This is a genomic window from Ideonella sp. (assembly GCF_035254525.1).
Taxonomy (GTDB): Bacteria; Pseudomonadota; Gammaproteobacteria; order Burkholderiales; family Burkholderiaceae_C; genus Ideonella.
The window spans coordinates 36,498-58,425 of sequence record NZ_DATFAN010000025.1 but is presented as its reverse complement, the minus strand read 5'-3'; the positions used below and the strand labels follow the sequence as shown (position 1 = coordinate 58,425).

Below are 21,928 nucleotides of genomic sequence, written 5' to 3'. Positions count from 1 at the left end.
CTCCGGGTCAGAACACCAGGACCTTGTCGGCCCAGGCCGTCCATTGCGCGAGTTCGTCCAGGCTGCTGCGATGGGCCCCCGCGATGAGGTCGTCGACCCCGACACCGCGCGCGTCCATGCAGGTGCCGCAGACGCCGATGACGCCGCCGCGATTCACCACCGAACCCAGCATCACCTCGAGGTTGTAGAAGCCGGTGGGGACCTTCTGCTTCGTGTGAGCGGCTGCAGCTGCGTCGCCGATGAGGAACACCTTCACCTCGCTCCCGGGCTGTTTGGCCAGCGCGCCGGCGAGTCGGGCTCCGTTGTAGGTGCGCTCGCTCCCGTAGGGCGCGTCGTTCAGGATCAGCAACGTCCTCATGGCCAGGGCTCCGTCACGCTTCGACGGGAAGTCCGCGGGCCCGCCACTCGGCCACCCCGTCGGTGAGATGGAAGGCCCGGTAGCCCTTCTTGCGAAGCAGCTCCACCGCTTCCTTGGCCATCAGGCAGAACGGGCCGCGGCAGTAGGCGACGACCGGCACGTCCTTGGGCAGCTCGGCCAGCCGCTTCTTGAGCTCGCCGACCGGCAGCGAGCGTGCATGCGGCAGGTGGGCCACCGCGAACTCCTCCTGCGGCCTCACGTCGAGCACGACGACTTCGCCGGTGGAGGCCTTCTCGAGGATGGACGCCCGGTCGACCCCTTTCAGCTCGTCGCCGTGCTCGACCATGGACGCCAGGGCCACCTGGAGCTCGACCAGGCGCTCCTCGGCTTCCGAACGCAGGTTCACCCAGAGCGCCGCGACGCTGGGGCCGGCCAGCCGGTACAGCACGTACTTGCCGTCCTTGCGGGTGTCGACCAGGCGCGCCAGCCGCAACTCCTTCAGGTGGGCGCTGGCGAGCTGCACGCTGATGTCGGCCTGCGCGGCCAGCGCCTCGACGGTCTTCTCGCCCTGGCACAGCAGTTCGATGAGCTCGAGGCGCTTCGGGCTGGAGACGGCCTTCCCGATCCGGGCGACCTGCTCGTAGAGCCGGTTCTTGAGTTCTCTCATGCCAACATTCTAATGATTCTTAGAATGTAAGCCGCCCGCTGGATTACCCCCGTGTCGGCGTCGGCCGATGCGGCCGACGCCTTGTTCTCAGGCTCTCAGGGCTTGATGACCGAGTTGGTCACGACCGGCTGCCCGGCCTTCGCGAGGATGAAGATGCCCGGCAGGCCGCTGGTCTCGAAGCCGTCATTCGGGTTGTCGAACAGCGTCGAGTCGGTGATCGCCATCGTGCCGGTGCGGTCGTTGCTGACGAAGAAGAAGGCGCCGCCGCCTTCGTTGGCGTGGTGGTGCTGGACCTTGTTGCCGCACGAGGTCAGCCCGATGGTGTTGCCGTCCTGGTAGATCGCGCCGCCGCTGCCGCCGCCGGGCGTGCCGCTGCGCGGCGGGTTGGCGCCGTAGCCAACCGCCTTGTTGTAGCTGAACAGGCTGTTGTAGATGGCGAAGGTACTGCCCAGGCCGCTGACCGCGCCGCCGTTGGAGCAGCTGTTGCCGTAGTACTGGCCGCCACCGAAGGTGCTGTGCGTGATGTAGATCGGTGCCTGCGGCGAGGCCACGAAGGCGCGCACCGCGCCGCCGCCGAGATCGGGACCGGTCGACTCGCAGGTGCTCTTGAAGAAGCGGGCGTTGACGACCTTCAGCCGGCCGCCCCGCACGAAGATCGCGCCGCCACCGTAGACCTCGGACTGGCCGTAGCTCTGGCCGGTCGAGTTGCCCTTGGTCAGCGTGATGTTCTGCACCGTCAGGTGCGGGTAGTCCTGGATGTCGCAGCGCTCGCTGGTCCAGTGCTGCGCCGGATCGCAGGTGTTCATGTAGAGGATGCGCCGAACGCCCGCACCGCTGAGCGTGACCTTGCCGCCGCCGTCGATCACGACGTTGGGCTTGTCGTTGAACAGCTTGGCCGTCTGCTGCAGCGTGATCGTGACCGGGTCGGGCCCGCAGTTGAAGGTGATCACGCCGCCCTGCGCGACCGCGCTGACGAAGGCCGCGGAGGTGCAACTCGACGGCGTGCCGTTGCCGATCACGTGGTTGGGGTTGGCGATGCTGTCGGCACGCGCTGCCGTGGGCACCGCGCAATTGCCGTTGGGGTTGCCGGTGCCGGGCACCGCGGCCCAGGCCGAGCCGGCCATGGCCAGCGTGACGAAGGCCAGCCGCGAGGGGGCGCCGCGCGCGGCTGTCGAGAGGGAATTGATCAAAGTCATGTGCTGCCTGCCGTGGGCCGAGAGTCTTCGCAGGTCGACAAGATAGGGGGGTTCGGCCGGCTGGGTGTATTCGCATGTCACAGCGCCCCGCCCCGCCCCGGGCAGCGGGCCTACATCCTGAAGCACCCCGGTCGAATCACCCGGCAATTCGATCGATCCGCTCGCGCAGCGCCATCGCGGCAGCCGGGGCCTTCTCTTTCGCGCCGCTGATGAAGAACATGAACACGTCGCGCGGTTGCGAGGCCCCCTGTGGCGGCTCGATGCGCGGCACATCGGCTGGTTCGCCGCCGTCGCGCCAGGCCTGCGCGCAAGCGGCGAGCGCGTCGAGGGCCTCGGGCGGGCAGCCTTCGGGCAGCGAGGCGTCGGTGCGCATCATGCGGGTGTAGACGAAGTCGCCCGTCAGGTCGGCGAACGACGGATAGTCGTCGGAATCGGTGAACACCGTGGCCGCGCGGTAGCGACGCGCCAGCGCCAGGTACTCGGGCGTCTCGAAGCTCTCGTGCCGCACGTCCATCACGTGGCGCAGCGGCAGCCCGCCGGCCTCGCCCGGCAGCAGCTGCAGAAAGGCCTCGAAGTCGGCCGGCTCGAAGCGCTTGGTCGGCGCGAACTGCCAGACGATGGGGCCGAGCTTGTCACCCAGCTCGGCGATGCCGCTGGTGACGAAGCGCTCGATGGACTCGCCGGCTTCGGCCAGCACGCGGCGGTTGGTCGCGAAGCGCGAGGCCTTCAGCGAGAAGACGAACCCATCGGGCGTCTCGCTGCGCCACTTGGCGAAGGTGGCGGGCTTCTGGCTGCTGTAGTAGGTGCCGTTGACCTCGATCGCCGTCAGGCGCCGGCTCGCGTACTCCAGCTCGCGGCTGGCCGGCAGGCCGGGTGGGTAGAAGTTGTCGCGCCAGGGCTCGAAGGTCCAGCCGCCGATGCCGACGCGAATCGCCGAAGTGTCTGCTGTCATGCCGAGGCTCCCCAAGAGCCGCCGAGCATAGCGGCGCGGCGAAGACCGCGGCAGGCTCAGTGGGTCAGCACCCGCTGGCGCCGCAGCTCGCTGCGAGCCGGGTACCACATCGCGTCGCTGCGCGTCGCGCGCACCCGGGCGAGGAAGTCGGCGCCCAGGCCGGCGTCGCGGTAGCTGCGCAGCAGTGCATGCGCATCGCTGACCTGCTCGTCATCGATGCCGGCGAACTGCGGGCGGTGAAAGCCGATGCGGGCGTCCTCGGCGGCGCCGCGCCCGCGGCCGGCCAGCAGCAGCATCGTGCAGGCGCTGGCGCACAAGCCCTCGGCATAGGTGTCCAGCGCGTAGCGGCGAATCTCGTTGGCGATCAGCTGCGCCTCGAAGACACGCCCGCCGGCGGAATCGAGGCGGACCAGGCGCACCGACGGCGCCATCTGCAAGGCACGGTGCACCCGCTCCGCGGAGCCGGCGCCGAGCAGGCCGTGCAGGCGCAGCACCTGGCCGTTGGCATCGAGCTGGACCTGCACCGCCGCCAGCGGGTCGTCACCCAGGGCGATGCGGCCCATTTCGAGCGCCTGCTCGCCCAGGTGCCGAAACATGACGCCGCCCGCGGCCGCGATGCCGAGCACCACGATCGCCGCCTTGAGTGCCAGGCCGGCCTGGCCGCGGCGGCGGTCTTCCAACTGGCCGGCAATGCGCCACAGCCCCAGCGCGCAGCCGAGCAGCGACAGCAGCATGCAGGCGAGCCCGGCGACCTGCCAGGCGGCCGACGAACGCAGGTTCGGGGCCGCGTCCGCGGCCTGGTCGGCCAGGCCGGCCAGCCCCCACAGCAGCAGCGCGCCAGCCGGCCGCAGGCCGAGGCCGCGCGCCTGACCGGCCGCCGCCCCGGGCGCTTCCATGGCCATGCTCGTCGCCTGCTTCATCCCCGACGATGCTAGGAAGCCGGCACGCAGCCGATCTGCGGAACAAGCGGACCGATCACCCGCTTCTTGTGCAGGCTCGGTGTTTTCCCTCGACCGAGGGCGCGAACGATTGACCGGCCGACCACGAAGCCCAAGACTGAGCGTTCGATCAGCTGGACAGCGTTCAGCCAGTCGAACACATGGTGCCCACCCCGCCTGCCCACCCCTCCCGCGCCGCCGGCCTCGTCCCGGCGGTGGCGCGCGCCGTGGCGGTCATGGACCTGCTGGCGCGCGAGCGCGCGCCGCTGAGCATGGCCCGCGTGGCCGCCGCGCTCGACCTGCCCAGGAGCAGCGTGCACGGGTTGTGCAATACCTTGCTCAGCTTCGGCTACCTGCGCCGGGCCGGCAACGGCGCGTTGCTGATCGGCCCCAGCGTGATGAGCCTGGCCGAGGCCTTCGTCGCGAGCACCAGTGTCGCGGGCGAGTTCGATGCGCTGTGGCGCAGCTCGCCAGCGCCGGACGAGACGCTGATCCTGTCGGTGCTCAACGGCGCCGAGGTGGTCTACGTGGCGGTGCGCAACGGCTCGCGCCCGCTCGGGCTGGCCTTCACGATCGGCATGCGGCTGCCGGCCCACCTGGCCGCCACCGGCAAGGCCATGCTGGCGCACCTGCCGCCGGCCGCCGTGCGCGCGCTGTTCCCGCGCGGCCCGCTGCCGCGCCTGACCGGCCGCGGCCCGGCCACGCCGGACGAGCTGATGGGCGAACTCGCGCGCTGCCGCGAACAGGGCTACAGCATCGACGACGAAGGCATCCGCGAAGGGGTGGTGGCGCTGGCCGCCCCGATCTTCGACGCCTCGGGCCAGCCGGTGGCGGGGCTGGGCGTGTGCCTGAACAAGGCAGTGCTGAACGACGCGCAGATCGAGCGCCAGCGGCAGGTCGTCATTCAGGCCGCGCGCACCTTGAGCCAGCGGCTGGGCGCGCGCGCACAGGGGGCCGGATGAACGAGTACATCCTCGAGACCCACGACCTGACCAAGGAGTTCAAGGGCTTCGTCGCGGTCAGCAAGGTCAACCTGCGCGTCAGGCGCGGCCACATCCACGCGTTGATCGGCCCCAACGGCGCCGGCAAGACCACCTGCTTCAACCTGCTGACCAAGTTCCTCACGCCGAGCGCCGGCCGCATCGTCTTCGACGGGCATGACATCACCCACGAGTCGGCGGCGCACATCGCGCGCCGTGGCGTGATCCGCTCCTTCCAGATCTCCGCCGTGTTCCCGCACCTGACGGTGCTCGAGAACGTGCGCGTCGCGTTGCAGCGCCAGCTCGGCAACTCGTTCCAGTTCTGGCGCAGCGAGCGCACGCTCGATTCGCTGAACGGCCGCGCGATGGAACTGCTCGGCGCGGTGGACCTGGGCAGCTACGCCGCCACGCCGGCCGTCGAGCTGGCCTACGGCCGCAAGCGCGCGCTCGAGATCGCGACCACGCTGGCGATGGACCCACAGCTGATGCTGCTCGACGAGCCGACCCAGGGCATGGGGCTCGAGGACGTGGACCGCATCCGCCAGCTCATCAAGAAGGTCTCCGCCGCCCGCACGATCCTGATGGTCGAGCACAACATGAGCGTGGTGGCCAGCATCGCCGACACCATCACCGTGCTGGAGCGCGGCGCGACGCTGGCCGAGGGCCCCTACGAGCAGGTCTCGAAGAACGCGGCGGTGATCGAGGCCTACATGGGCACCGCGAGATGATGCCCCCACGCTCCCTTCCGGTCGCTGCCCCCCGAGGGGGCTCGCGCAGCGGACCGGCAAAGCCGGATCCGCGCACGCCACGTGGAGGCGGCGGCGCTTCGCGCGCCTGCTCGATGGAGCACTGATGATGGCAAAGCGGTATCTCGAGGTTCGGGGCCTGCACGCCTGGTACGGCGAATCGCACGTCCTGCATGGCGTGGATTTCCACGTCGACGAGGGCGAGGTCGTCACGCTGCTGGGCCGCAACGGCGCCGGCCGCACGAGCACCCTGCGCGCGATCATGGGCCTGACGGGCACGCGCAAGGGCTCGGTCAAGGTCCACGGCACCGAGGCGATCGCGCTGCCCACCCACCGCATCGCCCGGCTGGGCATCGGCTACTGCCCGGAAGAGCGCGGCATCTTCGCCAGCCTGTCGGCCGAGGAGAACCTGATGCTGCCGCCGGTGCTGAGCTCGGGTGGCATGGCGATCGAGCAGATCTACGCGATGTTCCCGAACTTGAAGGAGCGCGCGGCGAGCCAGGGCACGCGCCTGTCGGGCGGCGAGCAGCAGATGCTCGCGGTCGCGCGCATCCTGCGCACCGGCGCCAAGCTGCTGCTGCTCGACGAGATCTCGGAAGGCCTCGCGCCGGTCATCGTGCAGAAGCTCGCCGAGATGGTGGTCGCGCTGCGCAAGCAGGGCTACACGATCGTGATGGTGGAGCAGAACTTCCGCTTCGCCGCCCCGCTGGCCGACCGCTTCCTCGTGATGGAGCACGGCCAGGTCATCCAGCAGTTCAGCCAGGCCGAGCTGCCGTCGCGCATCGAGCGGCTGCACGAGTACCTCGGCGTCTGAAACCCCTTGCCTTTCACACGAAGGAGAACCGCATGAAACCGCTGAAACTGGCTTCCGCCTGCACCCTGGCCCTGGCCACGCTGGCCGGCGCACCCACCGTGCAGGCCCAGGTCTCGGGCGACGTGATCAAGATCGGCATCATCACCGACATGTCCAGCGTCTACGCCGATCTCGACGGCGCGGGCGGCGTCGAGGCGATCAAGATGGCGATCGCCGATGCCGGCGGCACGGTGGCCGGCAAGAAGGTCGAGGTGCTGTTCGCCGACCACCAGAACAAGGCCGACATCGCCGCCGCGAAGGCGCGTGAATGGTTCGACACGCAAGGGCTGGACATGCTGGTCGGTGGCACCAACTCGGGCACCGCGCTGGCGATGGCCAAGGTCGCGGCCGAGAAGAAGAAGCCCTACATCGTCGTCGGCGCCGCCACCTCGGCGCTGACCAACGACCAGTGCACGCCCTACACGGTGCACTGGGCCTATGACACCGTCGCACTGGCCAAGGGCACGGGCAACGCCGTGGTCAAGGCCGGCGGCAAGAGCTGGTACTTCCTGACCGCCGACTACGCCTTCGGCGCCGCGCTGCAGAACGACACCAGCAACGTCGTCAAGGCCGCCGGCGGCACGATCGTCGGCTCGGTCAAGCACCCGCTGAACGCGAGCGACTTCTCGTCCTTCCTGCTGCAGGCGCAATCGAGCAAGGCGCAGATCCTGGGCCTGGCGAACGCCGGCGGCGACACGATCAACTCGATCAAGGCCGCCAACGAATTCGGCGTCACCAAGACCATGAAGCTCGCGGGCCTGCTGGTGTTCATCAACGACATCCACTCGCTGGGATTGAAGACCACCCAGGGCATGTACCTGACCGACAGCTGGTACTGGAACAAGGACGCCGAGGCCCGCGCCTGGGCGCGCCGCTTCTTCGAGAAGATGAAGCGCATGCCCTCGTCGCTGCAGGCGGCCGACTACTCGGCCGTGACGCAGTACCTGGCGGCCGTCAAGGCCACCGGCAGCGACGACGGCGACAAGGTGCTGGCCCAGATGCGCAAGACCAAGATCAACGACGTCTTCGCCAAGGGGGGCTGGATCCGCGCCGACGGCCGCATGGTGCACGACATGTACCTGATGCAGGTGAAGACGCCCGAGACCTCGGCCGAGCCCTGGGATTACTACAACGTGGTCGAGACGATCAAGGGCGAAGCGCCCTGGACGACCAAGGCCGACACCAAGTGCGCGCTCTGGAAGTAGGCTGAGCCCGGCTGGAGGCGCCCGTGGAGATCTTCGGCATCCCCCTGCAGGCTTTTCTCGGCCAGCTGATGCTGGGCCTGGTGAACGGCTCGTTCTACGCCATGCTCAGCCTCGGCCTGGCCGTGATCTTCGGCCTGCTGGGGATCGTCAACTTCGCCCACGGCGCGCTGTACATGATCGGCGCCTACGTGGCCTGGGCCAGCCTCGAGTACCTGGGGCTGGGTTACTGGGTCGCGCTGCTCCTGGCGCCGCTGGCGGTCGGCACGCTCGGCGTGCTGATCGAGCGGACCTTGCTCAAGCGCCTGTACAAGATCGACCCGATCTACGGCCTGCTGCTGACCTTCGGCCTGGCCTTGATCGCCGAGGGCGTGTTCCGCGACCAGTTCGGCGTGTCGGGCCAGCAATACCCGGTGCCGGAGGCCCTGCAGGGCGCCACCAACCTGGGTTTCATGGTGCTGCCCAACTACCGCGCCTGGGTCGTGCTGGCCTCGCTGGTGGTGTGCTTCGGCACCTGGTTCGTCATCGAGCGCACGCGGCTGGGCTCGTACCTGCGCGCCGGCACCGAGAACCCGGCGCTGGTGCAGGCCTTCGGCATCAACGTGCCGGTGATGGTGATGCTGACCTACGCCGCCGGCGCCGGCCTGGCGGCGATCGCCGGCGTGCTCGCGGCGCCGGTGATCCAGATCACCCCGCTGATGGGCAGCAACTTGATCATCGTCGTCTTCGCGGTGGTGGTGATCGGCGGCATGGGCTCCATCCTCGGCTCCATCCTGACCGGGCTGGTGCTCGGCATCATCGAGGGCCTGACCAAGGTGTTCTACCCCGAGGCCTCGAACATCGTCGTCTTCGTGATCATGGCCATCGTGCTGATGATCCGGCCGGCCGGCCTGTTCGGGAAGGAGCGCTGATGGACGCTGTTCGCCGAGCGCGCATCGCCTGGGCCGTCGGCCTGGCCCTGCTGGTCGCGGCGCCGTTCATCGGCGTGTACCCGATCTTCATGATGAACGCGCTGTGCTTCGCGATCTTCGCCTGCGCATTCAACCTGCTGCTGGGCTTCACCGGGCTGCTGTCGTTCGGCCACGCGGCCTATTTCGCGGCGGCCGCCTACGCCACCGGCTGGCTCGTGCGCAGCGCGGGCTGGTCGCCCGAGCTGGGGGTGCTGGCCGGCACGGCCATCGCCGCCGCCACCGGCCTCGTGGTCGGCGCGATCGCGATCCGCCGCCAGGGCATCTACTTCGCGATGATCACGCTGGCGATGGCGCAGATGGTCTATTTCGTCTTCCTGCAATCGCCCTTCACGGGCGGCGAAGACGGCTTGCAGGGCGTGCCGCGCGGTGCCCTGTTCGGCCTGCTGCCGCTGGCCGACGACCGGGTGATGTACTTCGTCGTGCTGGCCGTCTTCGTCGCGGTGTTCCTGTTCGTGATCCGCGTCGTGCACTCGCCCTACGGCCAGGTGCTGAAGGCCATCCGAGAGAACGAGGCGCGCGCGATCTCGCTGGGCTACAACGTCGACCGCTACAAGCTGCTGGCCTTCGTGCTGTCCACCGCGCTGGCGGGCCTGGCCGGCTCGATGAAGACACTGGTGCTGGGCTTCGCGACGCTGTCGGACGCGCACTGGTCGCTCTCGGGCGAGGTGGTGCTGATGACGCTGCTGGGCGGCATGGGCACCTTCGCCGGCCCGGTGCTGGGGGCCTTCACGATCATCGGCCTGCAGAACTTCCTGGCCGATCGCGTCGGGTCGTGGGTCACCGTGATCATCGGCGCGATCTTCGTCGTCTGCGTGGTCGCCTTCCGGCGCGGCTTCGTCGGCGAGCTGCTGGCGTGGCAGCAGCGGCGTCGGCGCTAACCCGGAGGCAGGGCGGCACGGTCGGGCTCCTGCGGCAGCGCCGGCGGGGCCGTCGCCGCCCGCTCCAGCGCGGCGGCCAGCCTGTCGACGAGCGCCTGCCGGCGCTGGCCGGAGCTGTCGTCGCGTTCGTGGCCGATGGCCCAATCCGCATGGTGCCGCGCGGCCGACAGCGCCTCGACCAGCGCCTCGGCCGCGGCCGCGTCGATCGCCGGCGCTTCACCGGCCGCCAATGCCGCCGCCAGTGGCCCGGTCGCGCCGTGGCCGCGCCGCTCGAATGCCGCGTCGAGGGCGATCAGCTGCTGCGCGACGAGCACGATGACCGGGCCCTCCAGCGTCAGGTCCTGCTGCCCGGTCACCTTGTTGACCAGCGCGCGGCCCATCGGCCCGAAGCCCTGGTTGGCCACCCCGCCGATCGCGGCGCCGACCGCCGTGCCCACGCCGAGCGACAGGCCGGCCAGCGCGATGTCCAGCCCGAGCCCGATCGCCGCGCCGATGGCGGCACCGGTGCCGAGCTTCTGGGCCGAGAGGCGAAGGGCCTCGGGGTCGAACAGGTCCTCGTCCCAGCGGCCGTTGACGCCGGGCAGCTCGCCCAGCGCCGATTCGAGGCCCGGGAAGCCGTGGAGATCCGCCAGCGCGCGTCGCGCAGCGCGCGCCTGGTCGACCACCTGGCGGCGGAAGGCCTCGACGCGCTCGGCGCGCTTCGCTTCGTCGGCCACCTCGGCACGGCCCACGGTGTGGCGCAGCGCCGCCAGGCCGACCAGCGTCGACGCGATCAGCTGTTGCTGCCGGCGGCGGCGCGCCTGGTCCTCGGCGCGCAGCGCCGGGCCGAGTGCATCGGCATCGGGCCGCGTGGTCGCCAGCACGCCCGCGAGCAGCCGCACGAACTGCGCCTGCGCCTGCGGCGTTGGCGCGATCGGGTCGAAGCCGCACACCGCCGTCAGGCCGTGGCCGGCCAGGGCCGCGTTCCAATCGGCAGCGCGGCTGTGTGGGTGGTCGAGCCGGTTCAGCACCACCAGCGTGGACCTGGCGCAGGCCTGCAGCAGCTCGATCTCGCTGCGAAACTTGGGCAGCACGAGCTCGCGCGCATCCAGCACGTAGAGCACCGCATCGGCCTCGAGCGCCGTCCGCAGAGCCCGGCATTCCGGCTCGAACTCGGACTGCGCGTCGGGACGCTTGAGAAACCAGCGCAGCCGTTCCAGCGCCGTGTGCCCGTGCGGCACCGCCCTGACCAGCTCCGCCAGCGTCACGGGATCCTGCAGCCCGGGCGTGTCGACCAGGGCCAGCGGCGGTGCGCCGGGCATGGCGCGCAGCACGACCTGCGCCTGCTCGGTCGTGCCGGGCGCCGGGTCGACCCGGCCGATGTCGGTGCGGCGCGCGAGTGCCCGCACCAGGCTCGTCTTGCCGGCGTTCACGTGGCCGAGCACGGCCAGGCGGATCGGCGGCGCCTCAGCCACCGGCGGGCTCCTCGAGCCAGGCGTTGGCCGCGGCGGCATCGGGCAGCAGGGACATGCCCTCGAGCCGGTTCGCGGCCAGCCAGTCCCGCCACAGCGGCGGCGATTCCTCCTCGCCTTGCAGCCAGAGGGCCGCATCCTGCGCCGCGGCGCAGGCGCCCTGAAGAAAGCGCGCCGTACCGCGGTCCGGCGTGGCCAGGGCGTTGCAGACGATGAGAACGCGGCGAGGCCGCGCCTGCGCGAGCCGGTCCAGCGTCTGGCGGCGCTCGGCCGCGGTGCCCGCGATGCGGGTGGCGCCACCGTCGGGCAACAGCAGGCCGGCCGGCGGCCAGGCCTCTTGCTCGTCCAACTCGAAGCCCACGATCGTGGCAATGAGCCGCGGAACGACCTCGGCAGCGCCTCGCTGCGGCGCGGTGGCTTGCCCGCCCGCCGTCCGGTCCCAGGCAACGAACCGGTCGATCAGCGCGCCGAAGTACGGATCGTGCGCATCGATCGCGGCGAAAGCCCCGCGGCGCCGGCGCCAGAGCACGCCGCACCAGGCCATCGCGAGCAGCCGGGGAACGAGGCCGTAGACCAGCGTGCAGCCGATCAGCCACCAGGCCCAGGGCCGCTGGTCGCCGACCGGCGCGCTGGCGGCCAGCACGCTGGCGGTGTCCGGCACCGGAAATCCGAGTTGCCGCGGCAGCCAGCCGGTGGCAGCGATCGCGTCGGCAAAGAACGCCGGGCTCAGGATCGTGGTCTCCCAGCTCAGCGTGTAGGCACGGAACGAGAAGGCGACCAGCAGCCCGACAAGGATGCAGGCAAAGGCGCCGATCCAGACCAGGTGGTTGGCGCCACCCAGCACCCACCCGGCCAGGCGGGCCTGTTGAAGGCTCTGCACGCCGGCACGAAGCAGCCGCAGGCTGTGCGGTGTGCGCCAGCCCGGCAGGCGCGCCGCCAGGCCGAGGGCCCCTCGCACGATGCCACCGCCGGTGCGGCCGCCGCCGAGCGCCAGGCCCAGGCCCCAGAGCAGCAGGCTCAGGGTGGGCAGCGTCAGCACCGCGGCCAGTGCGCCCAGCGCGTTGATATGGCGGTCTTCGCCGGTGACCGCGGCGAGGATCTCGTAGGACACCAGCCCGATCAGCAGCGCCATGCCCACCATCAACCAGGGCAGCATCGAGCGCCAGCGCTCGACCTCGTCGACGACGCCGACCCGCTCGGCCAGCCGCCATGCACGGGCAGCGGCGCGCGCGGCATGGCCGCGCCGCGTCGCGGCCGCCGTGCGGACGGCCTCGTCGTCGTCGAGCGGGCCATCGGCCAGCTCGATCGCTCGCACCGTCCCGATCACCGTGGCATCGAGCCACCCGAGCGGCGGCGTGCCGCCGTCTCCTGCCGAGGCTAGGCGATGCATGTCCGGTTCTTGCCGGTGCGCTTGGCCTCGTACAGCGCCTCGTCGGCGCGCTCCAGCGCCTCCTCGACCTTCTCGCCCAGGCGGTAGGGCGTCACGCCGGCCGAGAAGGTCACGAAGACCTCCTTGCCGTCGTGCATGAACAGGCTGGCGCTGAGCTCGCGCTGCAGCCGGGTCAGCACCTTCTGCGCCTCGTCGACCGGCGTGCCGGGCAGCAGCACGACGAACTCCTCGCCGCCGAAGCGCGCCACCACATCCACCGGCCGCAGCGAGCGGCGCACGTGCTGCGCCAGGGCGATCAGCGCCTGGTCGCCCGCCGCATGGCCCAGGCTGTCGTTCAGGCGCTTGAAGTTGTCGATGTCGAGCAGGCCGACCGCCAAGGGGCCGCCGTCGCGCTCCAGGCGCGATTTCTCGGCTTCGAAGGCCTGCATCAGGCCGCGCCGGTTGGCGACCTGGGTCAGCACATCGGTGGCCACCTCGTCGGAGAGCTTGCGCAGCTCGGCCTCGAGCGAGCGCACCTGCTGCTCGAGCTCGGTCGCACGCTGGTGCTCGCCGGCCAGGCGCTCGCGCGTGCTGCTGACCAGGCCGTGCACGGCGCGGCTTTCGTCGACCATCTCGCGCACCACGCCGGCCAGCGATTGCAGCGAATCGGCGCGCTCGATCGTCTCGGCATAGCGCAGCATGCCGTCGCTGAAGCGGCCGGTGTGCTGGTCGAGCTGGCCCAGCTCGGCCAGCATGCGGTGGATCAGCTCCTTCAGCGCGTCGCGGGCCTGGTCGCGGTCGCCGCGCAGCTCGCGCTGGCGCATGCGTGCCTGGGCGAGCAACAGGCCGGCCGAATGCACGGCGCGCGCGCTCGGCGGCCCGGCCAGGCGCTCGCGCAGGCTGGCCACCTGGCCCTGGACCCAGCTGTCGTCCTCGGCGAGCTCCGTGAGGCCTTCGGTCAGCTCGCGGCTGAACTGGTGCACCTGGTCCAGCAGGTGGTGCCGGTGCGCCAGCAGGCGGCGTGCGCGCTGGCACAGCGCGTCGGTCTCGGCCGCGAGCTCGGGCGTGGCGCCCTCGATGGCGATGCGGTCGGCGGCCGCCTTCAGCTCGTCGGCCAGCTCGGCGGCCCGCGCGGAATCGGCGGGCAATGCGGCCTGCACCGTGGCCTGCAGCGGGGCCACGATGTCGGGCCACGCCCCTGCGTCCTGGCTTGCCGGCGTGGCCCCCCACGGCTCGGCGACCGGCGCATCGGCCAACTGCGCTTCGCCGGGCTCCATCGTGCTGGACGGCGCCTCGTCCGAATCCCACGAGCCGACGAGCTGCCTGAGGCGGTGCAGCAGGCGCTGCATGTCGCCGCGGCTCGAATCGAGCACGCGTTGCAGGCTGTCTTTCTTGCGGGCGGTGGTCCACTGCTTGCCGCCGCGCTCCAGCCCGCGCGTGAGACGCTCGATCAGCTGGGCCCAGGCCTGCGATTGCGAAGCGGCCGATTCGCCGCTGCGCTCGACCCAGCGCTGGGCCTCGTCCCACTGGCCTTGCAGCAGCTGCTGCACGAGCTCGGCACGCTGCGCCGGATCGTCGGACAGGCGCTGTGCAATGCGCTCGGCCAAAGGCTTGGCGCGCGGCGGCAGGCCGCCGGTGGCGCGCGCCTCGCCGCTTTCCTCGGCCCAGGCCTGGGCGTAGTTCTCGGGAGTGGGCTCCAGCTTGGCCAGCGCGAGGCGGCGCAATGCGGCCTTCGCGATCTGCGCCGGCGTGAGGGCGGAAGCGGCGTCTTTCATGGGAGTACTGCGGCCCCGGTCGGGGGCGGGCCGTCAGGCGCCGTGTTCGCGCCGTGTGCGCATCGGCGGCGGGGGCGGCGCGCTGCGCTGCCAATCCCCCTGACCGGCGATGATCTGCTGCTGGTTCCACGGGCCGATCATGTGGCCGGGCACCGGCCGCGAATACAGGAAGCCCTGCATCAGGTCGCAGCCCTCGTTGACCAGCGCCTGCTGCTGGGCCAGGGTCTCGACGCCTTCGGCGATCACCCGCAGCTCCAGCACCTGGGCCAGCGCGATGATGGTGCGCGCGACCGCGGTGCCCTTGTGGGTGACCGCCATGTTCTTGATGAAGGAGCGGTCGATCTTCACTTCCGAGATCGGCAGGTCGGTCAGGCGCGACAGCGACGAGTAGCCGGTGCCGAAGTCGTCCACCGAGATCTGCACGCCCATCTCGTTCAGCCGTTGCAGCGTCGGCTGGATGCTCTGCAGGTCCTTGACCAGGCTTTCCTCGGTGATCTCGAGCTGGATCATGCGGTGCGGCAGGCCGTGCGGGCTGACCGCACCGTGCACCAGTTCGACCATGTCCTTCTGCAGGAACATGCGGTAAGGCATGTTGACGGCCACCGTGCCGTCGAAGCCGAATTCCTTCTGCCACTCGCGCGCCTGCTTGGCGGCTTCGCGCAGCACCCATTCGCTCATCGGCACGATCAGGCCGGTCACCTCGGCCAGCGGAATGAACTCGTTCGGCGGCACGAGCTGCTCGCCGCGCCGCCAGCGCATCAGCGCTTCCACGCCGACCATGCGGCCGGTGGAGATCTCGACCTGCGGCTGGTAGTGCAGCACCAGCTCGTCGCGCTCGATCGCCTTGTGCAGCGCGGTCTCCAGCTCGAGCTTCTCGCGCCCGCGGGTGGCGCCCTGGGGGCTGTAGACCGACAGGCGGTTGCGGCCGTCGTCCTTCGCGCGGTACATCGCCACATCGGCGTTGCGCATCAGGTCGTGCACGTTGGTGCCGTCGCGCGGGTACAGCGCGATGCCGACGCTGGCGGTGGCGAAGCACTCCTGGCCGCCGGCATAGACCGGCTCGCGCAGCACATCGAGGATGCGCTGGGCAACGCGCTCGGCATCGCGCTCGTCGCCGACCTCGGGCAGCAGCGCGATGAACTCGTCGCCGCCCAGACGGCCGACGGCTTCCAGCGAGCGGTGGGTGCGCGTGCCGGCGGATTCGACCACGCCCTCGACGATCTGGTCGGAGTGGCGCACGCAGCTGCGCAGCCGCGCGGCCACCTCGATCAGCAGCTCGTCGCCGGCCGTGTGGCCCAGCGTGTCGTTGATGTTCTTGAAGCGATCGAGGTCGATCATCAGCAAGGCCACCTGGTGGCCCAGCCGGCGCGCGTACTCGAGCGCGCGCTCGGTGCGCCAGACCAGCTGGCGCCGGTTCGGCAGGCTGGTCAGCGCGTCGTTGTTGGCCAGGCGGCGCACCGTGTCCTCGGCCTGTCGGCGGTCGGTCACGTCCTGCACGATGCCGGTGTAGCCGACGCAGTGGCCGTGCTCGGCGAACTCCGGCTCGGCCTCGACGTGCAGGATGCGGAAGCGCCCGTCCGGCAGGTTCATCGGCACGTCGGTCGCGAACACCGACACCTGCTGCAGCACCTCGCGCGCCGAGCGCAGCAGGGCTCGCCGATCGGATGGCGGGATCGAGCGCATCAGGTAGTTCAGCCCCGGCTGGTCGTCCGGCCCGAAGCCGAACACGCGCAGCGCCTCTTCGGAGAGATCGAGCCCGCGCCCCAACGGCACGCTCGGGTCGTACCACCAGTCGAAGCTGCCCATGCGGGCCAGGTCCTGCGCGCGGGCCAGCTTGGATTTGCTGCGCGCCAGCTCGAGGTTGGTGCGCGAGGCGCGCAGCATGTAGCGCAGGCGGCCGGCGAGCAGGCTCCACTGGTTCGACTTGACGAAGAAGTCGGTGGCGCCGGCCTGGTAGGCCTTGTTGATCGAGCCTTCGTCGTCCAGGCCGGTGAGCATCAGCACCGGGATGTTCTCGAAGCCGTACATGCGCCGCAGCTCGCGGCAGGTTTCGAAGCCGTCGAGCCCCGGCATGCGCGCATCGAGCACGACGAGGTCGGGCGTCCAGTCGCGCAGCAGGCGCAGCGCCGATTCGCCATCGGTCGCCTCGGTGATGTCGAAGCCGTGCTGCGTCAGCGCGGCCGACACCAGCATCAGGTTCACCTCGTCATCGTCGACCAGCAGCACCCGCGGCCGTTCGGCGTGGCTGAAGCCCAGGCTGGGACCCGCCGCCGCCGTCATGAGGCTGCCGAGCCGTCGAGTTGCGCCTGGACCGCATCGCGAACGAGGGCCGCCTCACTGAAGAACCGATCGAGGTGGCGCTCGATCTGGTCGATCTCCTGGCGCCGGATGCGGCCCTCGATGTCGGCACAGATCTCCGAGAAGGTCAGCGCACCGACGCTGGCCGACGCGGACTTCAGGGTGTGGGCGGCACGCGCGAGCACGTCCCACTGGCCGGCGCTGTGCGCCTGGCGGGCCTCGGCCTCGTGGCGCTCGAGCGAGCGGATGTAGGTGCCCAGCACGCGAACGACAAAGCCGCTGCCGCCGGTGGGATCCAGTTGGCGCAGCTGGTCGAGGCTGCTCGGGTCCAGCACGGAGCGGTTCGGGTTGTCGACGGAGGGCGTGGGCCGGGCTTCCAACATGGTTCCAAAAGCGGCAGCGGACCCAATATACATCGTGCAAGCATCGGTCGCGCCGAGGTGTCGCGTCAAGTGCGCACAGGGCCGAGAAATCCAGCGTTGGCGGGCTTTTTGCCGCCTCGCCGCGGCTTCGCGATGGAGGCGCCCAGGCCGTCATCGGCAGGCAGGCCGCTCCGTACAATGCGCTGCATGGCCCGCCCCCCCCTGCCAGCCAGATTCCGGTGCCTTGGGCGCGGCCTGACGATGGCCTTGGTCGCCTCGGCGCTGATCTCGGCCGCCGTCGCCCTGCTGTGGCAGCTTGCCGTGCCCACGGCCACGGGTGCGCCCGCCCCCGCCTATGCCTGGCTCGCGATGCTGGCCTTCGGCGCGGCCTGTGCCGGTGCGGGCCTGGCGTGGGGCCACCAGCGCACCGCCGGCCGCCTGCGCGAAGCGCGGCAACGCCAGCAACTGGCCTCGCAGCTGGTCGATGCCTGGTTGTGGGAAACCGACGCCCAGCACCGCCTGCGCCAATGGCGCCCGCCGCCGGCAGGCACCGCGGCCGACTGGGCCGACAGCCGCCCGCTCGGCAGCCCCTTGTGGGACGAGTTCGAGCTCGGCGACGCCCAGGGCCATGCACTGAAGGCGCGGCTCGAGGCCCAGGCGCCGCTGGAGCCGCAGCGCGTGCGCCGCCATGGCGACGCGCAGGCCTGGCTGCTGCGCGCCTACCCGCAGTTCGATGGCGAAGGCCGCTTCACCGGCTACCTCGGCACCGCGGTGCCGCAGGGTGACGAAGAGCAGCGCCGCTTCGCGCAGGCGCTGCTGTCGAAGGTCTGGCCCGAGCTGGAGTTGCCGGCGCTGGCGCTGCGCCACGATGGCCTGTCGGCCGAGCCGGCGGCCCGCGGGCCGTGGCAGGTGGCGGCCGTGTCGCCCGATGCGGCGCGCCTGCTGAAGATCGCCACCCCGGGCGACGCCGCCTTGCCGAGCTGGGCCGAGGCACGCGAACGCCTGCCCGCACCGCTGGCCGAGGTCGCCGCCTCGCTCGAGCCCGGCCAGACGCGCGAGGCCGGCGACTGGACGTTGAGCCTGCTGCCCGTGGGCGACGACGGCGCCGCGGGCGGCCGGCTGCTGCTGATGCGGCCCAAGGCCGCGGCCGAGCCGGTGGACGTCAGCGCGGTCGAGGAGCAGGCCTCGTTCGCCTATTCGGTCTCGCACGACCTGCGCGCGCCGATCCGCGTCGTCGAGGGCTTTGCCCGCATCCTGAAAGAGGATTACGGGCGCTTCCTCGATCGCATCGGTAATGACCACCTCGAGCGCGTGCTGGCCGCCGCCGCGCGCATGAACAGCATGATCGACGCGCTGCTGGCGCTGTCGCGGCTGCAGCAGCAGCCGTTGTCTCGCAAGCCGGTGGACCTGTCGCAACTCGCGACCTACATCGTCGAGGACCTGCGGCGCGAGCACCCCGAGCGCGTGGCCGAGGTGCAGATCGAGCCCGGCATGCTGGTCCAGGGCGACCCGACGCTGCTGCGCATCGCGCTCGAGAACCTGCTCGGCAACGCCTGGAAATACTCGGGCCAGTGCCCGGTGACCAGGATCGACTTCCGTCACGAGACCCACCAGGGCCAGCGGGTGCTGATGGTCAGCGACAACGGCGCCGGCTTCGACATGCGCTTCGCCGACCGCCTGTTCGGCGTCTTCCAGCGCTTGCACAGCGCCAACGACTTCCAGGGCACCGGCGTCGGCCTGGCCTCGGTGCGGCGCATCATCCGCCGCCACGGCGGCGACATCTGGGCCGAGGCCGAGGTCGGGAAGGGCGCCCGCTTCTACTTCACCTTGAGTTAGGCCCCCACGCCCCCTTCCGGGGGCTGCCCCCCAAGGGGGGCTCGCGCAGCGGACCGGCGAAGCCGGATCCGCGCACGCCACTTGGGGGCGGCGGCTCCTTCGGAGCGCCTTATCCTGCAGCCGGGCGAGATAGCAGCTCGACGGCGTCGAGCAACGCGGTCGCCTGCGCGTGCAGCGAGCGGCCATCGGCTTCGGCCAGGCGGTGCAGCCGGGCCAGCGCTTCGCCGCGCGGCAGCGAGTAGCGGTGCATCAGGATGCCCACGGCCACGGGCACGGGGTCGGCCAGGGGGTCGATGCCGGCAGCCGGCAGCGTCGGGGTGGTGCCGGGCCGCGGGCTGGCGGGCACTTGCGCGCGGCGCGCGCGCACGCTCGACAGCGCGGCCTCGACGGTCGGCACGATCTGCGCGATGTCCAGCGGCTTGACGAGGTAGGCCACCGCGCCGAGCGCCTTGACCTGCGCCACCGTCGCGTCGTCGGCAAAGGCCGACAGGAACATGAACGGGGTGCCCAGCGAGGCGCGCAGGTAGGCCGCCACGTCGAAGCCGGACTTGCCCTCCATCCGGATGTCCAGCAGCGCCAGGTCGGGCCTGTGCTCACGCGCCAGCAGGATCGCATCGTCGCCGTTGTCGGCATCGATGACCTCGTAGCCGGCACGGGCCAGGCCGTGCGTGACGGTGGCGAGCACCAGCCGGTCGTCGTCGACGACCAGGATCTTTCCTTTGCTGGCGGCGTTCATCTGCATTCCCTCGGCCCGATTCTCGCTCACAGGGGTTCCAGCACGGTCACGGCCGGCGGCTCGAGCCGCAGCATCGCGACCACTTGTTCACCCTGCTGCTCCAACGTCATCGCCGAGCCCTTGCGCGGCAGCAGCGCGCGCACCAGGCCCAGGCCCGAGATGCCGGGCGGCACCTGGGCCAGGCTGAAGCCCGCCGGCAGCTGGCTGGCGCTGGCCACCGAGATGCGCACCGCGGCGTCTTCGCAAAGGAGGCGGCAGCAGACGTCGCCCGTCGCGCCGTGGTGGGTGCTGTGCTTGATGGCGTTGGTCAGCAGCTCGTTGACGGTCAGGGCGATCGGGATCGAATCGGCTTCGGTCAGCGCGAAACGGTGCGGCGCCGGGCCCTCGACCTCGTAGCGGATCGGCCGGCCGAACATGCGCTGCACCGATTGCGCGATCGCCTCGATCACGCCGCGCACGCGCAAGGGCCCGGTCATGCCGACCTGCAGGCCGTGGACCTGCGCGATCGCGTGCACCTGGCCCACCGCCTCGGCCAGCGCGCCCGCGGCCTCGGGGTGGCGCTGCGCGTTCTGCTGCAGCAGGCCGGCGACGCCCTGCAGGTTGTTCTTGATGCGGTGGTGCACTTCCTTGACCAGCATCTCGCGCTGCGCGATGGCCGCCTCGAAGCGTGCCTGCTCGGCGGCGCGCTGCTCGGTCACGTCGCTCGCGACGAGCAGCAGCTGCTCCTCGTGGCTGTCGCCCACGTCGCGCAGCGAGACGATGCGCACGTCCCACTCGCGTGCCGGCTCGCCCGTCTCGGGGTCGGCGTCGCGGTGCAGCTCGCGGCGGAGCATCTCGCGGCTGGCCACCGCCTGGTGCAAGTCGGCCGACAGCGCCGCGGCTTCCGGCCCCGGCAGCCACAGCGAGGGCGGCCGGCCCTGGATCTCGGCCGCCGGGCGGCGCGCGAAGGCCGACAGCATCTGGTTGAGCTGCAGCACCTGCAGGCCGCGGCCGTCGAACAGCGCGATCGCCAGCGGCGCGGTCTCGATGATGCGCTGCAGGCTGGCCTGGGCCTGCGCGATCTGGTTCTCGGCCTGGCGCCGGCGCTCGATGTCGAGCAGGGCGAAGGTCAGCTGGCTCGGACCGGCATCGCTGCCGGTCAGCACCGCGTTGCCGACGACCCAGAAGTCGCGCCCGTCACGCGCCACCAGCTTGCATTCGAAGGTCTCGGCCTGGCCCTCGGCCAGCACGCTGGCCCAATCGGTGCGGCGCAGCGGGTGCCCCGGCTCCGGCGAGGCGACCACCGCGATCGGTTGCCCCTGGAAATCGGCCAGCTCGCCGCCGAACATGCGGCGCGCGGAGCGGTTCATCCACTCGATGCCGTTCGCGCCGACAGTGACGATGCCGACCAGCACCGAATCGAGCACCGCGCGCGTGCGGTCGGTCTGCAGCAGCAGCGATTCGCGCGCCCTCGCCTGCTCCTGCAGCAGCAGCTCGTTGTGGCGGCGCGCGTTCTCCTCGTCGGTGATGTCGAGCGTGACCACGCTCATCGCCGGCCGCCCCGGGCCGAGCTCGGCCGGCTCGACGCGGGTGAGCAGCCAGCGGCGGCCAGTGTCGGGGTGGCGCACCGCGTAGCGCACCTCGGCGCGCTCGCGCTGGCGCAGGGCCTGTTGCAGGCGGCCGTAGTCGGGCAGCGATTCGGTCTCGACCACGTCGCGGCCGATGGACAGTTGCGACAGCTGCGTTCCGCCCCCGTTGCCGGCCGCGGTGGTCGCCGCCTGCACACCCGGCGGCGGCCGCCGCGAGGCGGCCGAGCTCCAGCCTTGTTCCGCATCCCAGGTGGCCACGCCGACCCCGGCCGTGCCCATCAGCGCGGTGATCTGCAGCGCGGAGCGGGCCGCATCGTCCTCGAGCCCGAGGTCCTCGATCTGCAGCAGCCAGCGCGCGGGCGCAGCCGGCGTGGCGCCGCCCAGGCGCCGCACACGGGCGCGCAGGTGCAGCTTGCGGCCACCGGGCCCGTCGACCCAGGCCTCGGCAGGGGCATCGACCGGCACGCCCGGCGACCATTCGCCCTGGCCTTCCCAGCCGAGCAGCTGGTGCCAGCTCTGTGGCAGCGCCACCAGGCCACGCGGGTCCGCCCCGGCCGGGCTGAGCGCCGCCCAGGGCGCGTTGTGGCGCAGCAGCCGCCCGCTCGGGTCAACCAGCGCCAGACCCGCAGGACTCAGCTCGAACAGGGCCCGCAACTCGGCCGAAGCATCCATGCTCTCGTCCTGCGGCGGTCGGGTCGGCGGGCGGCGGGACGAGAAGATCGACGGCATATGGCAAAACGGGTACAACCTGTCGAGTGTAGAACGGTACCGACCAACCAAGGCCTCGCGCGG

At 71.2% G+C, this 21,928-nt stretch carries 19 protein-coding genes; 7 read left to right on the top strand and 12 right to left on the bottom strand.

Features of this window, described 5'->3' with window-relative positions; all coding sequences use genetic code 11:
• Positions 1–7: 7 nt before the first annotated feature.
• The 5 genes from VJ693_RS02475 to VJ693_RS02455 form a co-directional block, all read right to left on the bottom strand.
• The gene (locus VJ693_RS02475) at positions 8–358 is read right to left on the bottom strand and encodes a DsrE/DsrF/TusD sulfur relay family protein (protein WP_324151881.1); all 351 of its coding nucleotides are present in this window, start codon (positions 356–358) and stop codon (positions 8–10) included.
• Positions 359–371: 13 nt separating this feature from the next.
• Entirely contained in the window at positions 372–1,025 is a 654-nt protein-coding gene (locus tag VJ693_RS02470; RefSeq protein ID WP_324151880.1) for a metalloregulator ArsR/SmtB family transcription factor, read from the bottom strand.
• A 95-nt stretch (positions 1,026–1,120) separates the two neighbouring features.
• Positions 1,121–2,221: a hypothetical protein gene (locus VJ693_RS02465; protein ID WP_324151879.1), complete on the bottom strand. Its 1,101-nt coding sequence runs from the start codon at positions 2,219–2,221 to the stop codon at positions 1,121–1,123.
• Positions 2,222–2,357: 136 nt separating this feature from the next.
• The gene (locus tag VJ693_RS02460) at positions 2,358–3,173 is read right to left on the bottom strand and encodes a DUF72 domain-containing protein (protein WP_324151878.1); all 816 of its coding nucleotides are present in this window, start codon (positions 3,171–3,173) and stop codon (positions 2,358–2,360) included.
• A gap of 56 nt (positions 3,174–3,229) precedes the next feature.
• Positions 3,230–4,093 carry a hypothetical protein gene (locus tag VJ693_RS02455; RefSeq protein ID WP_324151877.1) on the bottom strand — a complete coding sequence of 288 codons (864 nt, stop codon included), beginning with the start codon at positions 4,091–4,093 and terminating at the stop codon, positions 3,230–3,232.
• A 182-nt stretch (positions 4,094–4,275) separates the two neighbouring features.
• On the opposite strand from VJ693_RS02455, the gene VJ693_RS02450 reads away from it, so the two are divergent.
• From VJ693_RS02450 to VJ693_RS02425, 6 genes are all read left to right on the top strand, one after another.
• On the top strand, positions 4,276–5,073 hold the full coding sequence (locus VJ693_RS02450; RefSeq protein WP_324151876.1) for an IclR family transcriptional regulator: 798 nt from the start codon (positions 4,276–4,278) through the stop codon (positions 5,071–5,073).
• On the top strand, positions 5,070–5,819 hold the full coding sequence (locus VJ693_RS02445; RefSeq protein ID WP_324151875.1) for an ABC transporter ATP-binding protein: 750 nt from the start codon (positions 5,070–5,072) through the stop codon (positions 5,817–5,819). The genes VJ693_RS02450 and VJ693_RS02445 overlap by 4 nt, the downstream gene beginning before the upstream one ends.
• Before the next feature lie 127 nt (positions 5,820–5,946).
• Entirely contained in the window at positions 5,947–6,651 is a 705-nt protein-coding gene (locus VJ693_RS02440) for an ABC transporter ATP-binding protein (RefSeq protein ID WP_324151874.1), read from the top strand.
• A 32-nt stretch (positions 6,652–6,683) separates the two neighbouring features.
• Positions 6,684–7,895 carry an ABC transporter substrate-binding protein gene (locus tag VJ693_RS02435; protein ID WP_324151873.1) on the top strand — a complete coding sequence of 404 codons (1,212 nt, stop codon included), beginning with the start codon at positions 6,684–6,686 and terminating at the stop codon, positions 7,893–7,895.
• A 23-nt stretch (positions 7,896–7,918) separates the two neighbouring features.
• Positions 7,919–8,803, top strand: coding sequence for a branched-chain amino acid ABC transporter permease (locus tag VJ693_RS02430; protein WP_324151872.1), 885 nt, complete (start codon positions 7,919–7,921; stop codon positions 8,801–8,803).
• Entirely contained in the window at positions 8,803–9,741 is a 939-nt protein-coding gene (locus VJ693_RS02425; RefSeq protein ID WP_324151871.1) for a branched-chain amino acid ABC transporter permease, read from the top strand. The genes VJ693_RS02430 and VJ693_RS02425 overlap by 1 nt, the downstream gene beginning before the upstream one ends.
• Here the strand turns inward: VJ693_RS02425 and VJ693_RS02420 are convergent.
• Genes VJ693_RS02420 through VJ693_RS02400 form a run of 5 tightly spaced genes read right to left on the bottom strand, consistent with a single transcriptional unit; the run spans position 9,738 to position 17,014 of the window.
• Positions 9,738–11,195, bottom strand: a complete 1,458-nt coding sequence (locus VJ693_RS02420; protein ID WP_324151870.1) for a DUF3482 domain-containing protein — start codon at positions 11,193–11,195, stop codon at positions 9,738–9,740. The genes VJ693_RS02425 and VJ693_RS02420 overlap by 4 nt on opposite strands.
• Positions 11,188–12,582 (bottom strand): DUF2868 domain-containing protein, encoded by a 1,395-nt coding sequence (locus VJ693_RS02415; protein ID WP_324151869.1) that lies wholly within the window; start codon positions 12,580–12,582, stop codon positions 11,188–11,190. The genes VJ693_RS02420 and VJ693_RS02415 overlap by 8 nt, the downstream gene beginning before the upstream one ends.
• Complete coding sequence (locus VJ693_RS02410; protein WP_324151868.1) at positions 12,570–14,336, bottom strand: GGDEF domain-containing protein; 1,767 nt, start codon at positions 14,334–14,336, stop codon at positions 12,570–12,572. The genes VJ693_RS02415 and VJ693_RS02410 overlap by 13 nt, the downstream gene beginning before the upstream one ends.
• Positions 14,337–14,369: 33 nt before the next feature.
• Positions 14,370–16,616, bottom strand: a complete 2,247-nt coding sequence (locus VJ693_RS02405) for a putative bifunctional diguanylate cyclase/phosphodiesterase (RefSeq protein ID WP_324151867.1) — start codon at positions 16,614–16,616, stop codon at positions 14,370–14,372.
• Positions 16,613–17,014, bottom strand: coding sequence for an Hpt domain-containing protein (locus VJ693_RS02400; protein WP_324151866.1), 402 nt, complete (start codon positions 17,012–17,014; stop codon positions 16,613–16,615). The genes VJ693_RS02405 and VJ693_RS02400 overlap by 4 nt, the downstream gene beginning before the upstream one ends.
• A gap of 243 nt (positions 17,015–17,257) precedes the next feature.
• On the opposite strand from VJ693_RS02400, the gene VJ693_RS02395 reads away from it, so the two are divergent.
• Positions 17,258–18,832 (top strand): sensor histidine kinase, encoded by a 1,575-nt coding sequence (locus tag VJ693_RS02395; RefSeq protein ID WP_324151865.1) that lies wholly within the window; start codon positions 17,258–17,260, stop codon positions 18,830–18,832.
• 109 nt (positions 18,833–18,941) lie between these two features.
• On the opposite strand, the gene VJ693_RS02390 is transcribed toward VJ693_RS02395, so the two are convergent.
• The gene (locus VJ693_RS02390) at positions 18,942–19,568 is read right to left on the bottom strand and encodes a response regulator (protein WP_324151864.1); all 627 of its coding nucleotides are present in this window, start codon (positions 19,566–19,568) and stop codon (positions 18,942–18,944) included.
• Positions 19,569–19,594: 26 nt separating this feature from the next.
• A complete protein-coding gene (locus tag VJ693_RS02385; protein WP_324151863.1) occupies positions 19,595–21,808 on the bottom strand; it encodes a PAS domain-containing protein in 2,214 nt (737 codons plus the stop codon).
• Positions 21,809–21,928: the final 120 nt, after the last annotated feature.

Coding starts and splice junctions, on each gene's coding strand:
- VJ693_RS02465 (WP_324151879.1), bottom strand. CDS start 2,221: ATGACTTTGATCAATTCCCTCTCGACAGCCGCGCGCGGCGCCCCCTCG.
- VJ693_RS02390 (WP_324151864.1), bottom strand. CDS start 19,568: ATGAACGCCGCCAGCAAAGGAAAGATCCTGGTCGTCGACGACGACCGG.
- VJ693_RS02425 (WP_324151871.1), top strand. CDS start 8,803: ATGGACGCTGTTCGCCGAGCGCGCATCGCCTGGGCCGTCGGCCTGGCC.
- VJ693_RS02445 (WP_324151875.1), top strand. CDS start 5,070: ATGAACGAGTACATCCTCGAGACCCACGACCTGACCAAGGAGTTCAAG.
- VJ693_RS02470 (WP_324151880.1), bottom strand. CDS start 1,025: ATGAGAGAACTCAAGAACCGGCTCTACGAGCAGGTCGCCCGGATCGGG.
- VJ693_RS02475 (WP_324151881.1), bottom strand. CDS start 358: ATGAGGACGTTGCTGATCCTGAACGACGCGCCCTACGGGAGCGAGCGC.
- VJ693_RS02440 (WP_324151874.1), top strand. CDS start 5,947: ATGGCAAAGCGGTATCTCGAGGTTCGGGGCCTGCACGCCTGGTACGGC.
- VJ693_RS02455 (WP_324151877.1), bottom strand. CDS start 4,093: ATGAAGCAGGCGACGAGCATGGCCATGGAAGCGCCCGGGGCGGCGGCC.
- VJ693_RS02395 (WP_324151865.1), top strand. CDS start 17,258: ATGGCCTTGGTCGCCTCGGCGCTGATCTCGGCCGCCGTCGCCCTGCTG.
- VJ693_RS02405 (WP_324151867.1), bottom strand. CDS start 16,616: ATGACGGCGGCGGCGGGTCCCAGCCTGGGCTTCAGCCACGCCGAACGG.
- VJ693_RS02385 (WP_324151863.1), bottom strand. CDS start 21,808: ATGGATGCTTCGGCCGAGTTGCGGGCCCTGTTCGAGCTGAGTCCTGCG.
- VJ693_RS02410 (WP_324151868.1), bottom strand. CDS start 14,336: ATGAAAGACGCCGCTTCCGCCCTCACGCCGGCGCAGATCGCGAAGGCC.
- VJ693_RS02435 (WP_324151873.1), top strand. CDS start 6,684: ATGAAACCGCTGAAACTGGCTTCCGCCTGCACCCTGGCCCTGGCCACG.
- VJ693_RS02460 (WP_324151878.1), bottom strand. CDS start 3,173: ATGACAGCAGACACTTCGGCGATTCGCGTCGGCATCGGCGGCTGGACC.
- VJ693_RS02415 (WP_324151869.1), bottom strand. CDS start 12,582: ATGCATCGCCTAGCCTCGGCAGGAGACGGCGGCACGCCGCCGCTCGGG.